A 17,794-nucleotide genomic window follows, 5' to 3' on the forward strand; every position below is an offset into this window, starting at 1 on the left:
CATTCTTACTCCAAATAACCCAACGACACGTGCGAATAAAAAACCGTATCGCCCAGCTTGCCTATTTAAAGACAACCGTCTTTTTACCATGCACCAACACCCGATCTTCCAGGTGATAACGCAGACCTCGGGCTAACACAGCCTTCTCAATATCTTTACCATAACGTACCAAATCCTCGACCTTGTCGGAATGATCGATGCGGTTGACATCTTGCTCAATGATCTGACCCTGATCCAACTCTTCGGTAACGTAATGACAGGTTGCACCGATCAATTTGACGCCTTTTTCAAACGCTTGATGATAAGGTTTTGCGCCAATAAAGCTCGGCAAAAAAGAGTGGTGAATATTAATGATCTGGCCATGATAGCGGGCGCACAATTCTGGACTTAATACCTGCATGTAGCGCGCCAACACCATCACATCGCCTTGTACTTCATCATACAAACGCGCAACCTCAGCATAAGCCTCAGTCTTATTCGTAGCCGTTACCGGCACGTGATGAAAAGGAATTCCGTGCCATTCGACCAATCCTCTGAACGTCTCATGATTCGAAATTACGCAGGGAATATCAATATCCAATTCCTTCGATTGCCAACGCGCCAACAAATCGTAAAGACAGTGCTCTTGCTTGGAAACCAGCAGGACGACGCGCTTCTTTTTAGCCGAATCAGCAATCCGCCAATCCATCCCAAAATCGCGGGCGATGGAAGAAAACCGTGAACGAAATTCGTCGATGCCGTAAGGAATTGAATCGGCCAGAATTTCCTGCCGCATAAAAAATCGCTTGTTGATTTCATCAGCGTGATGACTTGCTTCGATAATCCAGCCGCCAGTGCTGGCAACAAAAGTACTCACTGCCGCCACAATCCCGAGTTGATCCGGGCATGATAACGATAGCGTGTAGCGGCGCGACACTTTTTCGCCGACCTGATTTTTTTCAGATGGAATATTCTGCTTTGGATCAACCGCCATTGTTTCCTCCGTTCGATTTGAATACGTAACTTATGCTGTTCTTTACGGTGAGGACTTACCTATTCCAACGCAGAATATTTGTAAATCCTCTTTCCGCATGTTGTCATTTTCGGGGCTGGATAGACGGCGAACAATTCTTCTTAGGACTTACTACTAAGGGATTAAGAATGTGCAAGGCCGCCCTGCGTTGTTCCGGTTCAACGTGATGCAATGCGCCACAAATAAGCTCAATTAATGCTGCTGATATGTCGCCCTGCTTCCAGCACGCGCTCTGCCGATTCCAACGTATTGACGATCAACATCGTTACCGTCATCGGCCCGACGCCCCCAGGGACAGGGGTTATGTAAGAGGCTTTCTTTTTTACACCTTCAAAATCCACGTCACCGACAATGCTGCCGTCCGGCATACGATTAATACCGACGTCGATCACCACAGCGCCCGCTTTGACCATCTGCGGTACGATCAATCCGGGCTTGCCTGCGGCGACCACCAAGATGTCTGCCAGAATCGTAAATTGCGCCAAGTCACGGGTGCGCGCATGGCAAATCGCCACTGTCGCTTCCTGCTGCATCAGCATCAGCGCCATCGGTTTGCCGACGATATTGCTGGCACCGACTACAACGACATTCTGCCCGCGCACGTCAATGCCTTCGGACTCTAGCAATTTTTGTACACCGTAGGGCGTGCATGGAGGGAAAACCGAATTACCTAATACCAGGCTGCCGACGTTATAGAGATGAAAGCCGTCTACATCTTTTTCGTGAGAGATGGTTTCCAGCACTTTGCGTACTGAAATATGTTCCGGCAGCGGCAGTTGTACCAAAATGCCGTGCACAGCGGGATCGGTATTGAGGGCTTTGATTTTCATCAAGACCTCTTCTTCACTCACATCAGCGGGAAATTCCAACAGCGTGGATTCCACCCCGACTTCGGTACAAGCCCGTACTTTATTGTTGACATAGACCCGCGACGCGGGATCACTCCCCACCACTAATACCGCCAACCCCGGATGACATCCGGCTGCGATCAATTTGTCTGCACGTATCTTGCACTCGCCCCTGACAACGCGCGCGAGCGCTTTGCCGTCGATAATTTTCGCAACCATTCAACATCCCTTTCAGTCGATCAAATACAGCTAAAATTCTGTCGTACTGAGGGCATTCACGTCGCTGCAACGTTCGGACGTGAAGCCCTGATCGCGCAGCGCTTTACGCTAACTGGTTGCGCAATTCTTCCCCGATTTCAAAAATATCGCCGACGATGCCATATTTTGCAATAGTGAAAATCGATGCATTAGGATCGGTATTGACGCCCACAATGGTCGGTACATGTTTCATCCCCGCCATGTGCTGGATCGAGCCAGAAATACCCATTGCCACATACAGTTTGCAAGCTCCCACAACTTTGCCGGACTGGCCGACCTGACGAGATTTTGGCAACCATCCGGCATCCGCGATTGGTCGGGAACAACACAACGTCGCGCCAGCGATTTCTGCCAGTTCGGTGAACTGTTCAACGTTATTTTCATCTGCGATACCGCGACCGATGGACATGATGAATTCGACTGTAGTGATGTCGACATCATTGCCACCGCCCTGCTCAACGAAGTTCAGGTTCTTGGTGCGTGATGTCAGCGCCGGGGCATCGAAGCTACTGACAGTTGGCGCGCCGGTTTCTTCACCCGGTTTGAATACGCTAGGACGCAACGCCAGCACGATGCAATCTCTGCCGGGGAAGTCGACTTCTACGTTGACTTTCTGGTTATAGCCACCACGCGTGGCAACCAGATCATCACCGTCATAAGCGACTTTGAAAACATCTGTGGCGAAGCCAAAACGGCCTTTTGCCGCAACCGTGGCGGCGTAACCCAGCGAATCGACTGAATGCGGCAGCAATACTATCGATGGCGATTTCGCAGCGATCAATGCGCTGACCGTGGCCTGGTAAAACTCAGGATCAAATTCAACAACAGGCGTTTTAACGGTGACAACTTCATCGACACCTTTTGCGGAGACTGCTTTGACGTAAGCATCGACTTCACTGCCGATCAACGCGACGATCACTTTATCGTCAGCGGCTTGCCGCAGACTTTGCGCCGCGGCGATCAGTTCTAGTGAGACAGGGCTTAATATGTTACGGCGATGTTCGGCAACTACCAAAATGGTTTTCATCGTTATTCTCCTTTGAATTCGCGCATAATTTCGATCAACCTCGTTGCCTGTTCTGCCGGTGTGCCTTCGATCATGGCGGCGCGACCTTTTTCTGGCACATACATCCGACGTACGCGCGACAACGCGCTGTCAGCACCGACTTCTTCAGCACTCAGTCCGATGTCGGCCAGCGAGACTTCTTCAATCGGCTTGGCTGCAGCCTGTTTGATACCGCGCAAAGAGGCGTAGCGCGGTTTGTTGATACCGAGTTGGATGGTCAATACGGCTGGGCAGGCAATTTCAACCTCATGCGAGAGGCCGCCTTCCAACTCGCGGCGAATGATGGCTGTGGCGCTGCCGGGTGAATACTTGAGGTCAGACACGACTGCGGCGTGCGGCCAGTCAAGATAGGCAGCGGTAGAAATCCCAGTGGAGCCGTGCGAATGGTCCGACGACTGAACCCCTGCAAACACCATATCCGGCGCTTCTTTTTTGATGACGGCGGCAAGGATGCGGCCGATGGCGACGGAGTCTGAACCGTCCATCGCGTCATCCCACACGCGGATGGCGCGATCGGCACCTTTAGCCAGACATTTACGCAAACTTTCATCGACGCGGTCCGGGCCAACCGAGACCACGACGACTTCCACTGCGCCATCGCTGGCCTCCTTGATTTTCATCGCTTCTTCGACGGAATAATCATCCCATTCGTTGAGGTCGTAAATCAGAAAATCTTCATCTACATCTTTCTCGTCAGAGCGGAACTCAAAATCTTCATCCAGTGCTGCAACCTGTTTCACAGTGACTAATATCTTCATGGTGAGTCTCCTAAAATCGTCCTTGAATCATTCTTGAATCGTGCTTGAATCTTGTTTTATTTGTCTTACAATCGTCGTCCTAAAATACTTCTATGCTTTTTACTACCTGGCATTAATGGATTTTTTCTCCCTGCGCAAATCGGTCAGAAAACCATTTGAAGACAGCAAACCTGACAGCTTTATCAGGATCGTCACGCAGCCCCCAACGGTCTTTTTCGCTCAATGCCGGATTGCCGATCAGCAACATTCGATGCAAGTAATACGGGTCCTGTAACAAGGGCCATAAAACACGACGCTTAGCGCTCCGATTCAATATCACCCCACGTCGCACATCGGCATCAGGTGATTGTGTCAACCGCTGCAAAATATGCTGCGGCGTGCGCGGATGCGAGGCCACACCGCAGAGCACATCAACTTCTGTATCTTCAGCCAGCCAACGCAATAGCGATGGCGTGGCATTGACCTGATAAGCGACAGCCGAACGAACCCATGCTTCGCTATCCGCTGCCAGTTTTTTTAACAATTGCGCTGAGCTAGCCGGATTGCGTGCGACCGCTCTCCTGACGATCATTTCGCTGTCTTGCGCTAACTGTCGCAGCATAATTTTTGGCAACAATGGATAGCGACCCAGCCATTGCCGCACCCAATGATCGGCATCTTGCGACAGGCACATCACCGTGGCTGGCGTCAGAAAATTACGGGCCGCCACCGTGCGTCTGACCGACACTGCATCATCCTTTGCCAACATTCCTATCAAGGCATCTGGCGCAGCAGGATTAGCGGCGACCCCGCGCCGGATGGCCACATCCGCATGACCAGCCAGCGTCGCCAGTACTTCTGCGTCCACGCGTTGGTCCCGCGCCACTTGTCGCAATACATTGATTTCATGCTCGCCGCATGCCCGATCTAAAACGGACAGCGGGCAACTAGCATGCGCAACGATGGCAGCACGGATGAAGGCATTGCCTCTTGCATAAATCTGTTCCAGCACATCTGCGGGCGTCGCAGGATTTGTCGCTACCGCACTATCGAACTGGCCGGGCATTCGGGTTACCAGCAACCTGATCGCACGCACGCTAGCGGCGGGATTACTGCTGACCGCTTTCAGAATTTTCAGGTCTGACTCAAATGCGGCAATCGCCTCCAATACGTTTGCCGGTGTATGCGCATGCTGCGCAATCAGCCCTATCAGCGTAGCCTGCTTTTCACTGCTATACAGATGCGATAAAGCTTGCCCTGGCGTGCCTGGATTCTTGTCCAGACGCATTTTTACTGCCTGATCGCCGCTTCCTGCCATCGCTTGCAAAACACCGCCGGGGGTATGCTCCCAGCGGGCAAACATCAGAGCATTCCTGCGTTCGCCAACAATGACTTCTTCCAATGCCTGACGCTGACCCGCTGTCGCGACGTTATAGACGGCGGCGGCGGCGAATGGATCGCGGTGTTGCAGGACTATGCGCACCAAATCGCCAGCCTGTACCGGCACAGCCACAATCAGGCCGCCTCGGCAACTGCGTCAACGGTTTCATAGGCGACACACTCATTGATCAATTCGATCAGTTCGCGCACGACAAACTTGCCCTCATAGCCAGAGGTTTTCAGCGCATCTTCAAACATCGTGAGGTCTTTCGGACAAGACACGACAAACACCTCCAACCCGTCGATCACTGCGGCTTCTTTCATGCGGTTAGTGGATGGTTTTTCCAGACCGACTGGATCAGGAATCCAGATGCGCCCACCACCGGCACCACAGCAGAATGAGTTGTCCTTATTACGTCCCATTTCGACTAGTTCGCAACCGAGCATTTTGAGAATATCGCGTGGTGCGTCGTAACCTTTATTGAATCGCCCTAGATGGCAAGGATCATGGAAGGTGACTTTGTAATTGAGCTTTTTAGCTAACGGCAATCTGCCTTCTTCGATCAACCGCTTTACCACGGTGCTGTAATGCTGAATCTCATAGGTGCCGCCAAAATCCGGATATTCATTACGGATCGTGTTGTAAGAATGCGGATCGGTCGTCACAATCGACTGGAAATCGCAATCGCCGATAGTCTTGATATTCGATGTGGCCAAGAACTCGTAAAGACCTTCTTCACCGACGCGCCGCACGTCATTACCGGCGTTTAACTCGCCTTCAAATAGCAGTCCAAAATCTACTCCGGCTTTATGCATCAGTCTTGCAAAGCCTTGCGTGACCTTTTGATTGCGTGGATCAAAGGAAGCGTAGTCGCCCACAAACCAGAGCATATCGACGGCTTCTTTGCGTGCATCTTTAATTTTGAACGGCAGTTCCTTCGCCCATGACGCACGTTTGCGCTTCGATTCGCCGAATGAATTACCAGTCTTGTGCACGGTTTGCAGCGTCTTCTCCAACAGCGGATCCATTTCGCCCGCTTCCACCAGACTGCGTCGCATTTGTACGATGATCGGCACATGTTCGACGGCTACCGGACAAATTTCCACACACGCCAGACAGGTACGGCATGACCATAGTGTTTCCATGAATACCTGGCCGATATCTTTACCGTGGATATCCAGTTCGGCTTCTTTTGGCAGTTCTTTCGCGCTTAAGGCATTGTTAGCAAATTCGCGCAGTGAAAGAATCACATCACGCGGCGATAACGGTGCACCGACTGCATTTGCCGGACAAGCTTCCTGGCAGCGGCCGCACTTGGTGCAGGCATCTAAATGCAGTAAATTTTTCCAGGTCAGATCGGTAATAAGTTTGTAGCCCGCATTCTTCTGATCATCCGGCACCTTCGGCAGACGTCGGCCAGCCAGCGGGTCTTTGAACATCAATGAAGCGGAAGCGGTAAAAATATGTTTGATCTTGGAGTAAGGAATACAAGCAATAAACGTCAACGCGATGATGCCGTGGAACCACCATAAACCGACGCGTATAGTTCCTGCAGCTTCCGGTGTAATGCCAATGACCTGCATAAACCATGCAATCCCCGCACCGATTGGCGACCACATACGGTAATCCCATACTGCCGGACGATCCGCAAGCCACACCAAACGGATTGCTTCAAGAACAAAACCAGTGATGCCGATCAGAATGAATGACCATAGAAAGGCCCAATCTTCGCGGCGATATCCGCTGCGGTCGAAGTCGGGGTCGCCAGGTTTTCTATCTACCCTTGCGTAATCCAATTTAGGCAGATGCAGCCATTTGCGGCGATACATCATGTATATCAAACCAACGATCAAACCAAATCCGGCAAGATCAAGAATCAGGGAAAACCACAGATAGAAATTGCCGTACCAAAAATGCACGCCAAAGAGCGGTTCGAGAATGTCGTATTCCAGCGTAATAAGCGCGGTGCCGATGAACAGCAATACGAAGCTGAAAAAAATCATGGCGTGCGCGTAGCCAGCCTTTTTATCGCGCTGTACCAGCGTGCGATGGGTTGCCACCGTCTTGGTCATTTGTATAAAGCGCTGGAGCAAAGCGCCCCATGAAACATCGGGCTGACCGCGTCGATATTTTCTGATCTGGACATACGTGCCGTAGAGGAAAACGGCGATAGCTGCATAACCAATTGCGTAGAACAGGTGGATCGCCTGCGGCTGAAAATTCTCAAACAGCACTCGGGTGATTTCTTTAGGATTGTTCATATGCATCGCTCATTGATTTTTTGCATGGGCTTTTCATTTATTCGACTTACTTTTTAGATGCCTGGTCCATCATCGGGATGAGTTGAAGAAAGTAATCGCCGCAAGATTCTGCGGCGATCAACCTCAGACTAACTAGACTTTGTACTCGATCTTGAATGTGCCTTCCGGCAGATACGGCGTGCCCCACACCGCAACTTCACGCTTGTACGGGATCGCGATTTGCGGATTCGCTTCTTCGATTTCACGCGCAACACGGTGACCGGTAAAGGTCGCATCAGCAATCAAACGTGGCGCTTCAGCATCGCCAATCAAATAGACGGCTTTGATGTCGTTTTTAGCCCATTCTGATTCACGGGTTTTGAGTTCGTTATACAGACTGCAATCTGAATGACGCCCCGTGACCAATATCAGCGAATCGAATTCCAACCAACGATGCGAAGTGTTGGCATCACGCGGAGAAACGCCCGGGCCGCGATAAGTACGCTTAGAACCATCGCCCCAGATGTTGTAAATTTCAAGACGACCCGGCTCAATTTTTGAGCAGAAATGATCGCCCAGTTCCTCAACATGCAGCTCATGCAAACGACGCATCATGTTTGGATATTCCAGCGTGAAATGCATGTAATTAGCCAGATGCACACCGGATACCACTGTCACTTCGTGACCGTCTGCGGCCAGCTTTTCAGCCAGACTTGGTGCCATGAAGTAGGTATCCGCATTCAGAATAACGACGCGCTTGCCGATTTTCTTTTTGCCTTCAAATACCTGTTCTGGCGTAAGTTGATCGGCGCGCGAAGCATCGGCACCGGGGATAGCTTCATGCGTCAGGCAGTTGTTACCGTCAGTGTTCCAGGAAGAGCCTGTAGCGATGACAACTTTGTCCGCGCCGTATTCCAGCACGTCGTTGGCAGTCATGCGTTTCTGACCAAGAGCAATTTGGCTTTCTTTATTTTTCTTGACCAGTTTGTTGAGCTGCGTTTCGCGATAATCACGGTGGTAACCCCACTCGCCCAAGCCCGGCAGTGTGACCAGACTGTTAAGATGACCACCGATTTTTTCTGCGCTGTCATACAAATGGACGACATAGCCTTCTTCCATCAGTACCCGTGCACATTCGGAACCGGAAGGGCCGGCACCGACGACCAGGACCGAGTCTTTGGATGCCGTTTTGCGGAATTTTTCCGGATGCCAGCCGCGACGATACTCTTCACCAGCAGTAGCATTTTGCGTACAAATCATTGGCGGACCGCCGATTTCCCAGCGCGAGATACATACGTTACAACCGATACAGACGCGGATATCGTCGTAACGGCCTTCTTCAATTTTCTTAGGCAGGAAGGGGTCAGCGATAGAAGGACGGGCGCAACCGATAATGTCGGCATAACCTTTGGTCACGATCTCAACCATTTTTTCTGGGTCGGTGTAACGTCCTACGCCCAATACTGGCTTTTTGGAGACTTGTTTGACGAACTTGGTCCACGGTACTTGGTGGCCTTGTTGATAGAAACGCGACGGCCCTGCATCTTCGCCCCATTCGGCGATATCGCCCACGTCTACGTCCCACAAATCGAGCAGCGGATCGGCCAGCTCGATGAATTTCATCCCATCGACTTCGACTTCAATCTGGCCGGGACCGTACACGGTATCCACGGCAAAACGCGTCGCAATGGCGCATTCGTCACCGACTGCGCGTTTGACTTTTTCGAGTGTTTCTAGCCAGAAGCGGGCGCGATTTTCTAAAGAGCCACCGTATTTATCGGTGCGTTTGTTGTAGTAGGGGTTGAGAAATTGTAGCGGCAGGTAGGAATGTGCGCCATAGACATAAACGATATCGAAGCCAGCATCGCGGGAACGTTTGGCGGCATCGACATAAAATTGCTGGACTTGGGCGATATCGCTGAGGTCCATTTCTTTACAGTAGCTGAGTGTTTCGAATTCTGAGGCGTACTGACTTGGGCCGCGGGGCGTGGCGCGCGATTCCATATTCGGTGCGTGGGCACCGCCGTACCAAAGTTCGACGCCAGCCAAAGCGCCGTATTTGTGGACTTCATCGGTCATTGCGCGCAGATTACGGACGTCTCCTTCGTCCCAGATGCGGGCAGAAAGGCGATGGGTGTCGTCTGATTCTGGATGGATGGAGCAATATTCGGTGTTCAGTGCGGCCCAACCGCCCTCGGCCTTGACGGAGCGATGTGCTGCCTGGAAGCCGGGTTTATCGGAACCTGCGCCGATGCAATGCGGGACCTGGTAAAAACGGTTACGCAATGTCTTGGGGCCAATTTGGATTGGTTCAAATAGGATGTCGTGCTTTGGATCGCGTGCCATTTTCTCTCCTCCGGTACAATTTGAATGAGTTGCTTGCCTGGTCATTCTCAGTCCAGCGTGGATGGCGAACAATTCTCCTTACGAACTACTCCTTAGGGCTTAGGTTTGGGAGGGTGGGGAGAGGTTCTGTTATGTGATGATTGAAACGGTTAGCGCTCCGTAGAGGCTTTGTAGGGGGTAGCACGACAGCTAATCACTTTTTCTTGCTGCGGCTAGGCGCCCACGCAGAAAACGTCACCAAAAATAAGTTGAATTTCAAGACAGTTGCTTCGGGTTCCCAAATTTTTTAGCTGTCACTCGGAAATAGGCGGGAAACATGTTTGAATGCAGCGAGTTGGTTTCTCGACCCGGCAAACGCCTGAGACATTTGGGGACCCGAAAGGCAGCGATACCTGTGGTCGCCTTCTTTTTGGCTGCTTTTTCTGCCGGGCCACTCTCGGCTGGCATCAACGGAGAAAAACCCGTTTCAATTACCAACGAACCAAAACCAACACAAAAATTTATGCCCATTCATCAATCAACGGCCCAGCCTCTTCAATCAAAAAATCCTTCAACGCCCCAGCAGCAGGAGAAAGCCGCTTCCCCTTCAAATGCGTAACATGCCAATGCCGCACAACCGGCAATCCCGCAATATCCAACAAAACCAAATGCCCGGAAGCCAACTCATGCCGAGTAGTCCGCAGCGACAAAAAACTCAACCCCATATCCGCCATAACAGCCTGTTTAATCGTCTCGTTACTAGGCATTTCCATTACAATATTCGGACTAATACCCTTCTCCAAAAACAATCTCTCCATCGATTGCCGCGTACCAGAACCACTCTCCCGCACCACAAAATCCTGCCCATTCAAGATAGACAACGGCGCATTCCGCCGACGCGATAAAGGATGCCCAGGCGCGCTAACAATCCCCAGCGGATTAGTAGCAAACGCCACAGCGACTGTATCAATCGTATCGGGCGCCCGCCCCATAATCACCAAATCAATCTCATTTCGCACCAGCGAATTCATAATGCTTTCGCGATTATGAATATGCAACACCACCTGAATCGCCGGATATTGCTGACGAAAGCGCACCAGCAACATCGGCACGAAGTATTTCGCCGTGCTGACAATCGCCAATTCCACGCGTCCCTTCTTCAACTCACGCCGCTCCGCCATTGCAGCTTCAAGCAACGTCAATTGCGCCAACGCATCAAACGCATATTGCCGAAAATCCACACCCGCTGCAGTCAGCAACATCTTCCGGCCAACCTGCTCCAGCAACGGCGTACCAATCGCATTCTCAAGCTGACGCAGCTGCATCGACACCGCTGGCTGCGTAACATGCAATTTCTCAGCCGCCCGAGAAATCGACAATTCTCGCGCGACTTCAAGAAAAGTATCCAATTGGCGAAGGGTATATTGGCGCATAGCGATCTATCTATAAGCGATTACTGATGGAGCAAAAATTTTTATTGATTAGTCCGAATGCTAATCGTTTTATATATTGCTGTACATAGATGTCAAACGGGCATCGGGCACAGCCATGCCATGGCGATTCGCTTGATGCATCGCAACACAAACGCCATTTTTTACCGCAGCCGAATCGCCGATCCGCCGCCCTGATTGGCTTGCTAATCGACTGCCAAATCGAATTGCTTAGTGCATGCATTACCGGCGCTGCATGCAGGGCCGTCCACCCATAACGAAACAGAGAAAAGAGACTATGACCATTAAAGTCGCCATCAATGGCTATGGCCGCATCGGCCGCAACATCCTCCGTGCGCATTACGAAGGCGGTAAAAAGCATGACATCGAAATCGTTGCGATCAATGATCTGGGCGATCCAAAAACGAATGCCCATCTGACCCAATACGATACTGCGCACGGTAAATTTCCAGGCACAGTCACAGTCGATGGCGACGCGATTGTCGTCAACGGCGACCGCATCAAAGTACTGGCGCAGCGCAATCCAGCCGAGTTGCCATGGGGCGATCTGAAGGTTGACGTCGTACTGGAATGCACCGGTTTCTTCACTACCAAAGAAAAAGCCAGCGCCCATATCCGCGGCGGCGCCAAGAAAGTCATTATTTCTGCACCGGGCGGCAAAGATGTCGATGCAACGATTGTGTTTGGCGTCAATCACGATGTCCTGAAAGCCACCGACACTGTCATTTCTAACGCTTCATGCACGACTAACTGTCTGGCACCGCTGGTCAAGCCACTGAACGACACTATCGGCGTGGTTAATGGCTTGATGACAACGATTCACTCGTACACCAACGATCAAGTATTGACGGATGTGTATCACGAAGATTTGCGTCGGGCGCGTTCGGCCACGATGAGTATGATCCCGACTAAAACCGGCGCCGCTGCCGCCGTTGGTCTGGTCTTGCCAGAGCTGAACGGCAAGCTGGATGGTTTCGCGATTCGCGTACCGACCATCAATGTGTCGCTGGTCGATTTATCGTTCGTTGCTGCCCGTGAAACTACCGTTGAAGAAGTCAACGCGATCTTGAAAGAAGCATCGGAAGGTGCATTGCAAGGCGTCCTGACCTACAACGTAGAACCTTTGGTATCGGTCGATTTCAACCACAATCCCGCATCGTCGAATTTCGATGCAACGCTGACTAAAGTGTCGGGCAATCTGGTGAAAGTATCAAGCTGGTACGACAACGAGTGGGGTTTCTCAAACCGCATGTTGGATACCACTGTTGCACTGATGTCGGCTAAGTAACAACGGCAATAATGGCGCAGGATTGTTGCACCAGTACCGCAGCAACCCCGCGCCTGTTTAGTAAGTCTGTCCTTCAAATAACGCACCTTACGCAACACGGGAAGGCAGATCAACTCGTCCATACCCGGGCGTTTTTGCCATCCCGGTTCAATGTGCAAATACTATTCAAGCGGGTATTTATCAGACTATCGGCGTCGTTGGCAGCAATTCCTGAAAGACGGCATCGTATTCATCGCCTTGGGAAATATCGGTGATAAAGCCTTCTAACGCAAGCAATTCGCCTGCGCTGGAATAGACGCCCGTGCCCTGCTCCCAAACCCATTTATGCGCACCTGAACGGCTGATGATGCGATAAATCATCTGGAATTTACCTTGATTGGCGATCTGCTGCTGCACGCAACTCCAGGTGCGGGGTCGGTCCTCGGGATGGATGATCGATACGTAGGAGAAATTGGGATTTTCTACCATTTCGTAAGGTTCATAGCCGGTCACTTCAAGGCAGCCATCGCTGACAAATTCAAAAGTCCAGTTTTTGTCATTTTTGCAGCGATAAATCATGCCGGGGGTATTGCTGATCAGCGTACTCAGAGAGCGGCGGTTGGCGCGCAGGCTGCTTTCTATCATTTTCATACGGCTGATATTGGTCAAAGTACCAACGACGCTTGAGCGCTCATTTTTGCAGGTCGAGATATTTTTTGCACGTAATTCGACCCAATGGGAATCGCCATTTTTGGCAATCAAACGGGTCTCCAGCTGACAATTTGGCCGTTTCCCTTGCGTCAGCGATGTCAGATGTGACTCTATTAATGGCCGGTCTTCCGGGTGGATAAAGGACAGCAACGGCTTGTGCATGCTCTCGGCAACCTTGTGATCGAGCAGATGTTCCCAAGAAGGATTGAGAAATATAATTTCGCTTGCCGCATTGACCTGAAATACAATTTGCTCAATCTGATCGATCAGCAGGTGATAGTTGAACTGGTCATTAAAGTTGGTGCTGCTGGATTCTAGCGATGAGGCGGGGGAAAGTTGCAATAGATTAATATCCGGGCTTCCACCCTCGCGCAAAGGCGATAGCGAGGCCTGCACCGGCAGGATCGTCCCATCGGAGTGCAAGAGACGTAGTTTGATCATGCCGTTTTTCTCGCCCTCCTGCGCGGCCTGTGCAACCAGACTGGCGAGACACTGATGATCGGCGGGATGCACAAGATTAGTGAGCGGCATGCCAATGATTTGCTCGTTCATGCCCAGCATGCCAAGTTCGCTGAGGAAAGCTTTGTTGGCAAAAGCGATGCCGTAACCATTCAACACTGCTGCCGGAGTAGAAAGGCCACTGGAAACGTCCCGGCCCCACGTAAGGTTGTCGAAACCGGATTCTTTTCGGCTACGTCCGGAACGGATGCCCAGAATTGGATAAATCGCGATCATCAGGGTGGCCGATAACATCGTGGCGGTGACGACAGCGAGCGCAGCGAGATATATTTTGAAGGGCGCGTGGCCGTCCCACCATGTGCCAAGCACCAGCATAAAAATAACGCTTAACACAAACGTGCTAAAAACATATAGGCTCATTTGCTTGTACCTTGAACAATTACACTGATGCTTATGAATTGGAATCGAATCCTGAATCCCGGACTATATAAAGTCGGCCATTTTCTGGGGGATATCAGTAGCCTGCTTCGGCGACACCCGCTGTATATTCGTCTCGTTGCTTTGTTGTTATGCGTGGCCTTTCTGGTCGTGTTAATGCAGGCGGGCTCACTTTATCTAATGGATTATATTCCACATAATCAATCCGCCATCCAAAAAATCTATCATCAAAAAATCTTCTGGGGCCGTGAAGTCGATACCGCCAATGAGATGGCGCCTGCCGATGCCAAGAGCGCCATGGACTCGCTGAGGAACGATTACTTCAATACCGATGATCCCTTGTTTGTCTGGCTGGTGGAGAAGGACGATAAGGCTTGTACGCTGGCGCTAAAGACGTTGAAGACGGCGCAGGAAAATTTTGAATTCGCCGGTGCACATCAATTGCCAATACAAGAAAGATTGCATCTGGCGAAATTGGTGGTGCAAGCGTATGCGCCGCTTGCTACTGCTTTACAGACCGACATCGATACCAAGCAATCCGTTATTTCACTGCTGCAATTAGTCAGCATGGGACTGATACTGTGCTGCCTTGGAACGGTGGCGCTAGACGCCAGACGGATTTTGGTCGATAGACTGGATCGTTTAATGTCGATGGTATCAAAGGGCTTTGTTCCCGGAAGAAGCGATACCGATGTGAATGAGTTTGCCCGCCTTGAGCATATGGTGTATGAACTTTCTGCCCGATTGGAAGGGATTAAGGCGGAAACGGAATGGATCAATCAAACCACCAGCGAGCGCATCCGGCGCATGATGCGCTCGCAGGATTTCCTCTTCAAATTTATTGAATTAATTAACAACGCCACGCTGACGGAAATGACCTTACGCAAGGCGTTATATTCGCTTGAAAAAGCACTGAACGCGAATAACGTAGCGCTGATTTTTACCGAAAACGATTCCCCTCTTTTTTACGGACGGGTGCTGTTCTCGCATCATTTGCCCGCGACCTTTCAGGATGCGTTATTTGATGGTCTGGTTGGCTCTGACTCGGCAGTGAACTTCTTGTCCTCCAACGCCGAGGGCGCGCCGATACGCTGTCTGGCGGTGGCTTTCTCCAGCCCCTCGGGCGAGTTGGGCGTACTGAAAATCGAAGCGGATGAAGCGCGACTATTTGAAGATGCAGAAATCCAACTGGTTGAAATGACTGCACAATTGTTATCGATGGTGATGGGGTCGCATGGCCGGGAGCAGGAAGGTCGCCGCGTAGCGTTGCTGGAAGAACGCTCGGCGATTGCCCGCGAGTTGCATGATTCGTTGGCGCAATCGCTATCGTTTATGAAAATACAAATTGCCCGGCTGCAATCAAATTTTGGCGCGGAGGATGTGCCTGAAGCGGCGATCCATGAAATTGTCGACGATCTGCGCGAAGGATTAAACAACGCTTATCGCGAACTACGAGAGTTGCTGGCGACTTTCCGGGTTAACATAGATACGCGCGGTTTATCGTTCTCGATCCAGTCGGCGATTGAAGAATTTTCTAGCCGCTCCAGTCTGTCAATTACGCTAGATAATCGGTTGGTGAATTGTCGCTTTACGGTGAATGAAGAGCTGCATGTTTTACATGTCGTGCGCGAGGCATTATCAAATATCGTCAGACATTCGGGTGCGAAAAATGTCACGATTGCGATGGCGTTTCAACCTAACGGAATGATTGTGGTGACGATTGATGATGATGGTGTCGGCTACACTTTTATGAGTGAAGAGCCGCACCATTATGGTCAGACGATTATGAAAGAACGCGCTAGCAGCCTTGGCGGCAAGATCGAGGTGTTACGCAGGCGGATCGGTGGCACGCGGGTAAAGTTGGTATTTACGCCTAAGATGGAACAATAAAATTAATTACCTGGTGGAGACGTATGAAAGAGAAAATTAAAGTTTTATTGATCGATGACCATGCCCTTTTCCGCAAGGGGGTGCGACAGATTATTTCCATCGATCCGCATTTCGAGATCGTCGGCGAAGCAGCATCCGGTCAAGAGGGACTAGATCTGGCGCAGAAATTACTGCCGGATATGGTGCTGGTCGATCTCAACATGAAGGGCATGAACGGGCTTGAAACCTTGCGCCGGTTCAAAGCCACCACGCTGAATGCGCGCTATATCGTGCTGACAGTGTCGGATGCCGAGGATGATTTGCTGGAAGCGTTGCGGGCTGGCGCCGATGGCTATCTTCTTAAGGATATGGAGCCGGAAGATTTGTGCGCCAATCTTCTCAAGGCGTCTACTGGCGTCACCGTTTTACAGGACAGTTTGACGGAGGTATTGAAGAACGCGTTACTGGAACCGGTCTCTAAAAAAATTACCAGCGATGCGGCACTGACAGAACGCGAGCACGAAATTCTGGAATGCCTTGCCAATGGTATGAATAACAAAACCATCGGGCGTTATCTCGGCATCAGCGATATGACGGTTAAGGTGCATATCAAGAATTTGCTGCGGAAACTGAATCTGACCAGCAGATTGGAAGCGGCAGTCTGGAAGTATCAAAACAAACCGAAGAAGGTATCGGAATCTTAAATACGCAACGCTATCCCCTTATCAGACAGGCAGTTTTTACACTGCCTGTCTGCGATTGCGGAACAGTTCACTGCGCACCCGCGCCCAGTAATAAGCATCCATCACAGAGATGGCATAAACAAACAAACCGCCCGCAAACCGCCCCACCATTGATACATGCGGATCAGCGACCTGATAGGTAATCAATCCTAAAATCACCCCGAACAAAATGATCATCAGACCACGTACTGACGTGTTGTTCAGCACTTGCCCCATCCCCGGCAGAAGTATGGCGACCAGCATCACGACGTAGGGGGATATTGGCGGCTTTAAATGATCCCTTTGACTAATTTTCATGTGCGCAAAGCCCCTTCCAATTTTTTTCGCAGATCAATGGCAGCATGCAGCAATCCCGACACCGCTTCCTTTGGGATAGGCAAGCCGTCAAAAGCAGCATTGCGCATCAGCAGATATTCACCCCGATCACCCTGCTTGATCAGATAAGTAATTCTGACCAAGGTCGGTGTAATTAACAGTTCCTTCACCTTCTCATCGCTGAACAGTTCTGGCACAAAATTTCCCAAATCTTCAAGTGAGACTGGCATGCCCTGATACTTCACCATGGCATGTTGAGGCCAATCCGCTGGGATCGGCAACGCGCCATTCCATCCCCAACCCGGACTATAAAATTCGGTATTTTGAGGACGGACCAGTACGTCAAGACTGCCAGGCGTTCTTTGCTTGCCGGTAACGGTAATCGTCAGCCAGAGCGGCGGTACTTTTCGCATGGATAATGTATCAACCAACGCTTCAAACATCACAGGATAATCTTCAACACTTCCTCGCAACGTTGGGAAGCCGATGGTTTCGCGCGTTTCTGATACCTGTGTCAACAGGGCTGAACAATCATTAAAAATATTACCGCGGCCATTGCGGGCATTCAGCGCGTCGCTACGATAACGCCAATAAAGCATGGCGGCCATACAAGCCGCCGATGCTGCGATCACTAAATTTTGCATAGAGTATGAGAGCGATTATGTGTAAGTTTC

General features: G+C 50.9%; 14 protein-coding genes. 3 read left to right on the forward strand and 11 right to left on the reverse strand.

What is annotated here, in order from left to right; translation table 11 throughout:
- Positions 1-61: 61 nt before the first annotated feature.
- The 8 genes from purU to C7W93_RS08410 form a co-directional block, all read right to left on the reverse strand.
- Positions 62-973 (reverse strand): formyltetrahydrofolate deformylase, encoded by a 912-nt coding sequence (purU, locus tag C7W93_RS08370; RefSeq protein ID WP_108439597.1) that lies wholly within the window; start codon positions 971-973, stop codon positions 62-64.
- Between the two features lie 227 nt (positions 974-1,200).
- Positions 1,201-2,079 carry a bifunctional methylenetetrahydrofolate dehydrogenase/methenyltetrahydrofolate cyclohydrolase FolD gene (gene folD, locus C7W93_RS08375; RefSeq protein WP_108439598.1) on the reverse strand — a complete coding sequence of 293 codons (879 nt, stop codon included), beginning with the start codon at positions 2,077-2,079 and terminating at the stop codon, positions 1,201-1,203.
- Positions 2,080-2,182: 103 nt separating this feature from the next.
- Complete coding sequence (locus C7W93_RS08380) at positions 2,183-3,145, reverse strand: electron transfer flavoprotein subunit alpha/FixB family protein (RefSeq protein WP_108439599.1); 963 nt, start codon at positions 3,143-3,145, stop codon at positions 2,183-2,185.
- A 2-nt stretch (positions 3,146-3,147) separates the two neighbouring features.
- Positions 3,148-3,942, reverse strand: coding sequence for an electron transfer flavoprotein subunit beta/FixA family protein (locus C7W93_RS08385; RefSeq protein WP_108439600.1), 795 nt, complete (start codon positions 3,940-3,942; stop codon positions 3,148-3,150).
- A 112-nt stretch (positions 3,943-4,054) separates the two neighbouring features.
- Entirely contained in the window at positions 4,055-5,434 is a 1,380-nt protein-coding gene (locus tag C7W93_RS08390) for a hypothetical protein (protein WP_108439601.1), read from the reverse strand.
- 2 nt (positions 5,435-5,436) lie between these two features.
- On the reverse strand, positions 5,437-7,563 hold the full coding sequence (locus C7W93_RS08395; protein WP_108439602.1) for a heterodisulfide reductase-related iron-sulfur binding cluster: 2,127 nt from the start codon (positions 7,561-7,563) through the stop codon (positions 5,437-5,439).
- A gap of 132 nt (positions 7,564-7,695) precedes the next feature.
- Entirely contained in the window at positions 7,696-9,888 is a 2,193-nt protein-coding gene (locus tag C7W93_RS08400; protein WP_108439603.1) for an FAD-dependent oxidoreductase, read from the reverse strand.
- A gap of 500 nt (positions 9,889-10,388) precedes the next feature.
- A complete protein-coding gene (locus tag C7W93_RS08410) occupies positions 10,389-11,300 on the reverse strand; it encodes a LysR family transcriptional regulator (RefSeq protein WP_108439605.1) in 912 nt (303 codons plus the stop codon).
- 295 nt (positions 11,301-11,595) lie between these two features.
- On the opposite strand from C7W93_RS08410, the gene gap reads away from it, so the two are divergent.
- On the forward strand, positions 11,596-12,606 hold the full coding sequence (gap, locus tag C7W93_RS08415; RefSeq protein ID WP_108439606.1) for a type I glyceraldehyde-3-phosphate dehydrogenase: 1,011 nt from the start codon (positions 11,596-11,598) through the stop codon (positions 12,604-12,606).
- Between the two features lie 180 nt (positions 12,607-12,786).
- On the opposite strand, the gene C7W93_RS08420 is transcribed toward gap, so the two are convergent.
- Positions 12,787-14,175, reverse strand: coding sequence for a PAS domain-containing protein (locus C7W93_RS08420; protein ID WP_108439607.1), 1,389 nt, complete (start codon positions 14,173-14,175; stop codon positions 12,787-12,789).
- 33 nt (positions 14,176-14,208) lie between these two features.
- On the opposite strand from C7W93_RS08420, the gene C7W93_RS08425 reads away from it, so the two are divergent.
- Together C7W93_RS08425 and narL are read left to right on the forward strand one after the other, a co-directional pair.
- The gene (locus C7W93_RS08425; RefSeq protein ID WP_108440548.1) at positions 14,209-16,083 is read left to right on the forward strand and encodes a histidine kinase; all 1,875 of its coding nucleotides are present in this window, start codon (positions 14,209-14,211) and stop codon (positions 16,081-16,083) included.
- A 23-nt stretch (positions 16,084-16,106) separates the two neighbouring features.
- The gene (narL, locus tag C7W93_RS08430; protein WP_108439608.1) at positions 16,107-16,766 is read left to right on the forward strand and encodes a two-component system response regulator NarL; all 660 of its coding nucleotides are present in this window, start codon (positions 16,107-16,109) and stop codon (positions 16,764-16,766) included.
- A gap of 36 nt (positions 16,767-16,802) precedes the next feature.
- Here the strand turns inward: narL and C7W93_RS08435 are convergent, their stop codons facing one another.
- Positions 16,803-17,102, reverse strand: coding sequence for a hypothetical protein (locus tag C7W93_RS08435; protein WP_108439609.1), 300 nt, complete (start codon positions 17,100-17,102; stop codon positions 16,803-16,805).
- Positions 17,099-17,728, reverse strand: a complete 630-nt coding sequence (locus tag C7W93_RS08440; protein ID WP_146177536.1) for a hypothetical protein — start codon at positions 17,726-17,728, stop codon at positions 17,099-17,101. The genes C7W93_RS08435 and C7W93_RS08440 overlap by 4 nt, the downstream gene beginning before the upstream one ends.
- Positions 17,729-17,794 lie beyond the last annotated feature (66 nt).

The sequence above is a fragment of the Glaciimonas sp. PCH181 genome, assembly GCF_003056055.1.
GTDB lineage: Bacteria > Pseudomonadota > Gammaproteobacteria > Burkholderiales > Burkholderiaceae_D > Glaciimonas.

Coding starts and splice junctions, on each gene's coding strand:
- purU (WP_108439597.1), bottom strand. CDS start 973: ATGGCGGTTGATCCAAAGCAGAATATTCCATCTGAAAAAAATCAGGTC.
- folD (WP_108439598.1), bottom strand. CDS start 2,079: ATGGTTGCGAAAATTATCGACGGCAAAGCGCTCGCGCGCGTTGTCAGG.
- C7W93_RS08380 (WP_108439599.1), bottom strand. CDS start 3,145: ATGAAAACCATTTTGGTAGTTGCCGAACATCGCCGTAACATATTAAGC.
- C7W93_RS08385 (WP_108439600.1), bottom strand. CDS start 3,942: ATGAAGATATTAGTCACTGTGAAACAGGTTGCAGCACTGGATGAAGAT.
- C7W93_RS08395 (WP_108439602.1), bottom strand. CDS start 7,563: ATGAACAATCCTAAAGAAATCACCCGAGTGCTGTTTGAGAATTTTCAG.
- C7W93_RS08400 (WP_108439603.1), bottom strand. CDS start 9,888: ATGGCACGCGATCCAAAGCACGACATCCTATTTGAACCAATCCAAATT.
- C7W93_RS08410 (WP_108439605.1), bottom strand. CDS start 11,300: ATGCGCCAATATACCCTTCGCCAATTGGATACTTTTCTTGAAGTCGCG.
- gap (WP_108439606.1), top strand. CDS start 11,596: ATGACCATTAAAGTCGCCATCAATGGCTATGGCCGCATCGGCCGCAAC.
- C7W93_RS08420 (WP_108439607.1), bottom strand. CDS start 14,175: ATGAGCCTATATGTTTTTAGCACGTTTGTGTTAAGCGTTATTTTTATG.
- C7W93_RS08425 (WP_108440548.1), top strand. CDS start 14,209: ATGAATTGGAATCGAATCCTGAATCCCGGACTATATAAAGTCGGCCAT.
- narL (WP_108439608.1), top strand. CDS start 16,107: ATGAAAGAGAAAATTAAAGTTTTATTGATCGATGACCATGCCCTTTTC.
- C7W93_RS08435 (WP_108439609.1), bottom strand. CDS start 17,102: ATGAAAATTAGTCAAAGGGATCATTTAAAGCCGCCAATATCCCCCTAC.
- C7W93_RS08440 (WP_146177536.1), bottom strand. CDS start 17,728: ATGGCCGCCATGCTTTATTGGCGTTATCGTAGCGACGCGCTGAATGCC.